Source organism: Acinetobacter sp. WC-743 (assembly GCF_000335555.1).
GTDB classification, from domain to species: domain Bacteria; phylum Pseudomonadota; class Gammaproteobacteria; order Pseudomonadales; family Moraxellaceae; genus Acinetobacter; species Acinetobacter bereziniae.
This window is the reverse complement of the sequence record NZ_AMFQ01000009.1, coordinates 89,588-95,587: the sequence shown is the minus strand read 5'-3', so window position 1 is coordinate 95,587 and position 6,000 is coordinate 89,588. Positions and strand designations below refer to the sequence as shown.

Sequence of the window (6,000 nt, the reverse complement as noted above, 5' to 3'; positions counted from 1 at the left end):
CGAGCCTGTAAATAAAACTGTGTAAATGTCCAAATCTTAGTACCCTGTAATAGGGATAGATGGAGACATCCACAATGGATCACAGTCAATTGATGGCACTGCAAAAGAATTTGCCAAAAACCTAAAAACAGATTCTGACCTGAATGAATTCAGTAAAGCTCTAAAGAAACTTACCGTTGAAACAGCCCTAAATGCAGAACTCACGAGCATTTAGGGCATGAGCGTCACCACCTAGTGCCAAAGGCAATGCACGTAATGGCTACAGTAAGAAGCAACTACTCACGGGTGATGGTGAGTTTGAGCTGAATACCCCACGTGATCGTGATGGTACATTTGAACCACAATTGGTGAAGAAACACCAAACCAGAATCACCAGCATGGATAGCCAAATCCTATCGCTGTATGCCAAAGGCATGACCACCCGTGAAATCGTCAGTACATTCAAAGAACTATACGATGCAGATGTATCTCCTAGTTTGATTTCCAAGGTGACAGATGCGGTTAAAGAGCAAGTGATTGAGTGGCAGAATCGCCCACTCGATAACATTTACCCCATCGTGTACCTTGATTGCATTGTGGTGAAGGTCAGACAGGACAACAGCGTTATTAACAAAGCTGTCTTTCTAGCATTGGGTGTTAACCTTGAGGGTCACAAAGAACTGCTGGGTATGTGGATCGCCGAGAATGAAGGTGCCAAATTCTGGCTGTCCGTTCTAACAGAACTAAAGAATCGTGGTGTACAAGACATTCTGATTGCCTGTGTAGATGGTTTGAAAGGCTTTCCTGATGCGATTACTACCGTCTACCCACAAACACGCATTCAACTATGTATTATCCACATGGTACGCAACAGTTTGAAATATGTGAGTTGGAAGGACTATAAAGCCGTCACCAGTGACTTGAAGCGTATTTATCAAGCTGTTACTGAAGAGTCTGCCTTGCAGGCATTAGAAGTCTTTGCGAGCACATGGGATGATAAATACCCGCAGATTAGCAAATCTTGGTACGGGCACTGGCAGAACCTAAATACCTTGTTTGCTTATCCAGCAGATATTCGTAAAGCGATTTACACCACCTGAGGAGTATTGCTCCGCAAGTTTGAATCACTAAATAGTGTGATTCGGCAGGCAATCAAGAAGCGTAAGCTCTTTCCAACCGATGACTCGGTCAGAAAGGTAATCTATTTGGCAATTGAAGCTGCATCAAAAAAGTGGAATATGCCAATTCGGGATTGGCGTGCTGCTATGAGTCGGTTTATGATCGAATTTGAAGGTCGTTTAGACGCTTTCATTTAAGCGACATTTACACAGAAGTTTTTACAGGCTCCTTTTTTATTCCTTCAATCACAACAAAAATCTAAACTAATGTATTTTCAAAATGCTGCATTTCTATTTTTTGTGCCAAAAAGGGTTTTAAAGCCTTAAACCAATGTTTAAATTCTTCTGTTTTCATAAAAACATCTGTGTGTGCTTTTAAATCAGTCCAGTGAATTTGTAGAATATATTGTTGATTATTCTCTATTCCACGAATCAATTTAAATTTTTCACACCCTTGTGCATTTCTAAAAATGTCGGATAATTCATAAAATTTCTTTTCGAAAGCCGATTGCTGACCCTCAATAATATGAAATAAAGCTTGTTCAATGACCATGGCTTATTTCTCTTTAGCATATTTTAATAGTTAAAGTATAACGCTTTCAGGTGACAATTTAATGATCGCCTCTCATTTATTACCAAACTTAACATCAGCATAATTCTGTGCTTTCGCGTAAAATAGCGATGCTTTCTTTTGCTCTCTTGTTCTTTATGTCATCCTCTCCCTTTGCTTTATTTTTAAAATCGAAAATACCTCAGATTGCCCTGATCATCATGACTATGATTTGGGGAGGTACTTTTGTCGTTGTGCATCATGCCTTGAATTATAGTTCTCCAATGTTCTTCGTAGGTTGCCGATTTGCAGCGGCAACCATCGCTGTCGGATTATTGTCATATAAATATCTCAGAGGCATTCATCTAAAAGAAATTATTGCTGGGGCACTGATTGGCAGCATGATTGCTGGAGGTTATGGCTCACAAACCGTAGGAATGCAAACCATCAGTAGTAGTGAGTCTGCATTTTTAACGGCGTTGTATGTCCCTTTGGTACCCATCTTAATTTGGCTGATTTTTCGTAAAAGACCTCACGTGATGACATGGTTAGGCGTCTTACTGGCATTTATCGGGTTAATTTTCTTAACAGGCAATGGCTTCAACCAAATCAATCTCAATACAGGGCAAATTGTAACCCTACTCGGTTCTTTTGCGATTGCAATGGAAATTATTTTGATTGGTTACTTTGCAGGGAAAGTGAACATTCAGCGAGTGACTGTCATTCAGTTGGCTTTTGCCTCAGTGTTATCTTTTGCATCAATGCCCTTTGTTGGAGAACATCATATCCCCGCCTTTTCGTGGGAACTGCTTATACTGGCAGTAGGATTAGGCTTGACCAGTTCTATATTGCAACTGACCATGAATTGGGCACAACGTTCAGTTGATCCATCTCAAGCAGCAGTGATCTATGCTGGCGAACCTGTATGGGCAGCATTATTTGGCAGAATTGCAGGTGAACGCCTTCCCTTAGTTGCACTTTTTGGTGGATTACTTGTGGTTTTGGGCGTTATCGTCAGCGAATGGAGACCTCGATTTTTAAACAGAAAACAACATCAAAAAAGTACTCACACCATATAAAAAAAACAGCGTTTCAGGGTAAGCGCTGTTTTTTACTTCAGTCATTCTTTCAATTTTTAGTCAGGTTTATAGCGGTAAAGCTTGATCATCATTCAAAACGATAATCCCTCGAATCGCTCGATAAACAATCCATATCCAAGAAAGAAATAAAGTCACACCACAAAACACTGTAGCGCTGAGTGCTACACCTGCAAATGCGTTGACATTATCCATAGTGAAAAAGAGAAAAAGAAATGGAATAAATGCAACGATGGTCCAGATCAAGTACCACCAAAATGTTCTGATTTGCCACTTAAAATGGCTTTCAAAAATCGTACCTCGAACAGAATCTAATTTTACGTAATTAATAATCAATGCAACAATTGCTAGAATTCCAGCGGAGAAAATCGCAATAATGTAAAGAATGTATAAGATTAAGGTGAGAGATTTACTATTGTTTGAATCGACATAATTACTCATCGCAAGCCCTTTTTTAAAACTTGGCGAATTCACATCAAATGTGGAATACATTTAAAGGTGAAATTAACCATAAAATCAATAAAATATTAAAGACTATGGTACAGAAATAGATCTTTCGAAAAGGTTGTTTTTGTGTTTTATGTCGTAAGCGTTGTTGTGCCAACCATGCAGCGGGCCAGCCGCCTAAAAAGGCTAAAATATGTAAGGTATTTTCAGGCACCCGACGCTGATTGATTTGTGCAGCTTCTTTGTCCTGTGCATAGAACCAATAAGTCATGACATTGATAATACTGACAAAAAGCAGAATCATACCATTTAATAAACCACTTATACTTAAGATTGCCAAAGCCACTATATAAACGATACATATGATTTGCATCGGCTGTAATGAGGAGGTTTTTTGGGCATTCAGTTTATTCTGACTGGTTCGATTTGTTTTGGCATGAACAGTTTGAGTTGCTTTCAAATAAGTCACTTGCTTGGCTTTATAACGTCCTTGTCCATCTAACTGCACCACATATTCAAGTGCACAGCCCACTATCGGACGTGGACCTTTTTGCGCAAAGTCTTTGATATGCAGGAATACACGCTCTTTTAGTCCATCATTGGGTTGAATAAAGCCATAGCCTTTGTCATCAAACCACTCAACTAACCGACCTTGATCACGCATTTTTTATCCCACACATTTATTAAGCTGTTACAAATTTCAATCTTTCAATCAACATATTACGCATTTCTTGTGGATTTTTCTGCAAGATATCATCGCCTGTTCGAGCTGATTCAGCATTGATTTGTGCAATCTGCAAACGCATCATCCAAAAGCGTCCTGCCGCCATTGCCAAATATAATTCTAGACATGCCTTTTCATCTTCAGTCAGTGGACGAACTGAACTATAAGCATTTAAAAATGCCATTGCCTTGGCTTCATTTAAAGTAACTTCAGGATATTCGGTACAAAAATCATTTAATGTAATGGCAACATCAAACAACAATTCATCTTGATTCATTTCATAAAAATCAAGGATTCCTTTGAGGTTGTCCCCTTCAAACAGCGTATTGTCGCGAAACAAGTCTGAATGAATCCAACCTTTAGGTCTATTTGGATACATCTGTGTTAATGCTTGATACAATCCCAAGAGATTATCAAGTAGCGCTTTATCGGCTGTACTTAAAGTCGGTTTAATTTGTTTCGCCACGTTGTACCAATAGTCATGATCGCGGGCGATTTTGCGCTGTAGTGGAAAATCTTTTAATGCAATATGCATCTTTGCCTGAGCCATCGCAATCTGTTCAACTTGAGCAATGCTTGATGGCATAGGATGTTTGCCGATCATACGTGGTGCAATCTGCGCAGGTTTATCCTTCAACGTATGAATAGATTGACCTTCATATTTGAGAGGTACAGGGACAGCCAGCCCATATTCGCCTAAATGCTCTAACACAGGAATTAACTCACCTGCCGCTTGCGCATCCATATTTTCAAATAAGGTTAAAACAAACTGTGTTCCATCACGACAAATGATAAAATAGTTGGTATTTTGGATACCGCCTTGAATTGGGTTCAGCTCAACCACCTCTAATCCATAAGGTGCTGCAAAGACCTGAACTTCTTGTAAACTCAAAGTGGTATAAACCGACATAGAAAACCTGCGAAAAAACTTACATAAGTTTGATAGAATAACCGCTTCGGCTATTGTGGTGCTATAGCTAAGTCACGAAGTTTCATCATCGACTGTTATTTTTTGGAAAAAATTATGCTCGCTAAACGTATTATTCCTTGCCTAGACGTAGATAATGGTCGTGTGGTGAAAGGTGTTCAATTTCTTGATATTCGTGACGCAGGTGATCCTGTAGAAGTAGCTCGACGATATAATGAACAAGGTGCCGATGAAATTACTTTTTTAGACATCACTGCAACCTCCAATGGTCGTGATACGACTTATCGCACTGTAGAACGTATGGCGGAAAGTGTATTTGTCCCTTTAACTGTCGGTGGCGGTGTACGTAAAGTTGAAGATATTCGCCTATTGTTAAATGCAGGCGCTGATAAAGTCAGTATTAACTCCGCTGCCGTGTTTAACCCTGAGTTTGTACAAGAAGCGTCTCAGCGCTTTGGCGCACAATGCATTGTCGTTGCGATTGATGCCAAAAAAACTGCGGAAAATAAGTGGGAAATTTTCACTCATGGTGGACGTAAACCTACAGGGATTGATGCCATTGAATGGGCAGTAAAAATGGCGGAATACGGTGCAGGTGAACTATTGGTTACGTCTATGGATGCTGATGGAACCAAAGCCGGTTATGACATTGGTCTCATGCGCCAAATCAATGATCGTGTCACCATTCCAACGATTGCTTCTGGTGGCGTAGGTAATTTACAACACCTAGCAGATGGTATTTTAAAAGGTGGAGCAGATGCGGTATTGGCAGCTTCAATCTTCCATTTTGGTCAATATACGATTCCTGAAGCAAAACAATATCTCGCAGAACAAGGGATTGAAATGCGTCTGTGATGAATAACGTTTTATCTAGATTAAAAACTATATAAATAATCTCATACTTCAATCAACATACTGCATCATGCTGAAAACGCCTTCTTCCACTGGGAGAAGGTTGTATTGAGCGCTTATTTTATTTCGAATGCTCTATTGAATAAGAAAATGAAAGCATTCTAAAGTGATGAGTTATTCATGGTTTTATATCACCTTTATTAAGTCTAAATTAAAACAACATAAAGAAATCAATTAATAATATTTATTTTCAAATAAAATTTTACAATTTATTTGTCATGATTTTTAAATAGAGAATTCACTCA

General features: G+C 39.1%; 6 protein-coding genes and 1 pseudogene. 3 read left to right on the top strand and 4 right to left on the bottom strand.

What is annotated here, in order from left to right; genetic code table 11:
* Positions 1-74 precede the first annotated feature (74 nt).
* Positions 75-1,295 (top strand): annotated as a pseudogene (locus ACINWC743_RS01145) (IS256 family transposase).
* 61 nt (positions 1,296-1,356) lie between these two features.
* Here the strand turns inward: ACINWC743_RS01145 and ACINWC743_RS01135 are convergent.
* Positions 1,357-1,650 (bottom strand): antibiotic biosynthesis monooxygenase family protein, encoded by a 294-nt coding sequence (locus ACINWC743_RS01135; protein ID WP_004825489.1) that lies wholly within the window; start codon positions 1,648-1,650, stop codon positions 1,357-1,359.
* A gap of 155 nt (positions 1,651-1,805) precedes the next feature.
* On the opposite strand from ACINWC743_RS01135, the gene ACINWC743_RS01130 reads away from it, so the two are divergent.
* Positions 1,806-2,726 (top strand): DMT family transporter, encoded by a 921-nt coding sequence (locus ACINWC743_RS01130; protein ID WP_009583987.1) that lies wholly within the window; start codon positions 1,806-1,808, stop codon positions 2,724-2,726.
* 66 nt (positions 2,727-2,792) lie between these two features.
* Here ACINWC743_RS01130 and ACINWC743_RS01125 read toward each other — a convergent pair whose 3' ends face one another.
* From ACINWC743_RS01125 to ACINWC743_RS01115, 3 genes are read right to left on the bottom strand one after another with little or no spacing between them, the layout of a single operon-like run.
* Positions 2,793-3,185: a DUF4870 family protein gene (locus tag ACINWC743_RS01125; protein WP_035299960.1), complete on the bottom strand. Its 393-nt coding sequence runs from the start codon at positions 3,183-3,185 to the stop codon at positions 2,793-2,795.
* A gap of 34 nt (positions 3,186-3,219) precedes the next feature.
* Positions 3,220-3,855 (bottom strand): DUF1294 domain-containing protein, encoded by a 636-nt coding sequence (locus tag ACINWC743_RS01120; protein ID WP_009583976.1) that lies wholly within the window; start codon positions 3,853-3,855, stop codon positions 3,220-3,222.
* A gap of 19 nt (positions 3,856-3,874) precedes the next feature.
* Positions 3,875-4,825 (bottom strand): homoserine kinase, encoded by a 951-nt coding sequence (locus ACINWC743_RS01115; RefSeq protein ID WP_009584001.1) that lies wholly within the window; start codon positions 4,823-4,825, stop codon positions 3,875-3,877.
* A gap of 114 nt (positions 4,826-4,939) precedes the next feature.
* Between ACINWC743_RS01115 and hisF the strand changes: the two genes are divergently transcribed.
* On the top strand, positions 4,940-5,698 hold the full coding sequence (hisF, locus tag ACINWC743_RS01110) for an imidazole glycerol phosphate synthase subunit HisF (RefSeq protein ID WP_004825500.1): 759 nt from the start codon (positions 4,940-4,942) through the stop codon (positions 5,696-5,698).
* Positions 5,699-6,000 lie beyond the last annotated feature (302 nt).

What these genes read in the sequence shown, in the direction of transcription:
- ACINWC743_RS01135 (WP_004825489.1), bottom strand. Translation starts at nt 1,650, where the DNA reads ATGGTCATTGAACAAGCTTTATTTCATATTATTGAGGGTCAGCAATCG.
- ACINWC743_RS01130 (WP_009583987.1), top strand. Translation starts at nt 1,806, where the DNA reads ATGTCATCCTCTCCCTTTGCTTTATTTTTAAAATCGAAAATACCTCAG.
- ACINWC743_RS01125 (WP_035299960.1), bottom strand. Translation starts at nt 3,185, where the DNA reads ATGAGTAATTATGTCGATTCAAACAATAGTAAATCTCTCACCTTAATC.
- ACINWC743_RS01120 (WP_009583976.1), bottom strand. Translation starts at nt 3,855, where the DNA reads ATGCGTGATCAAGGTCGGTTAGTTGAGTGGTTTGATGACAAAGGCTAT.
- ACINWC743_RS01115 (WP_009584001.1), bottom strand. Translation starts at nt 4,825, where the DNA reads ATGTCGGTTTATACCACTTTGAGTTTACAAGAAGTTCAGGTCTTTGCA.
- hisF (WP_004825500.1), top strand. Translation starts at nt 4,940, where the DNA reads ATGCTCGCTAAACGTATTATTCCTTGCCTAGACGTAGATAATGGTCGT.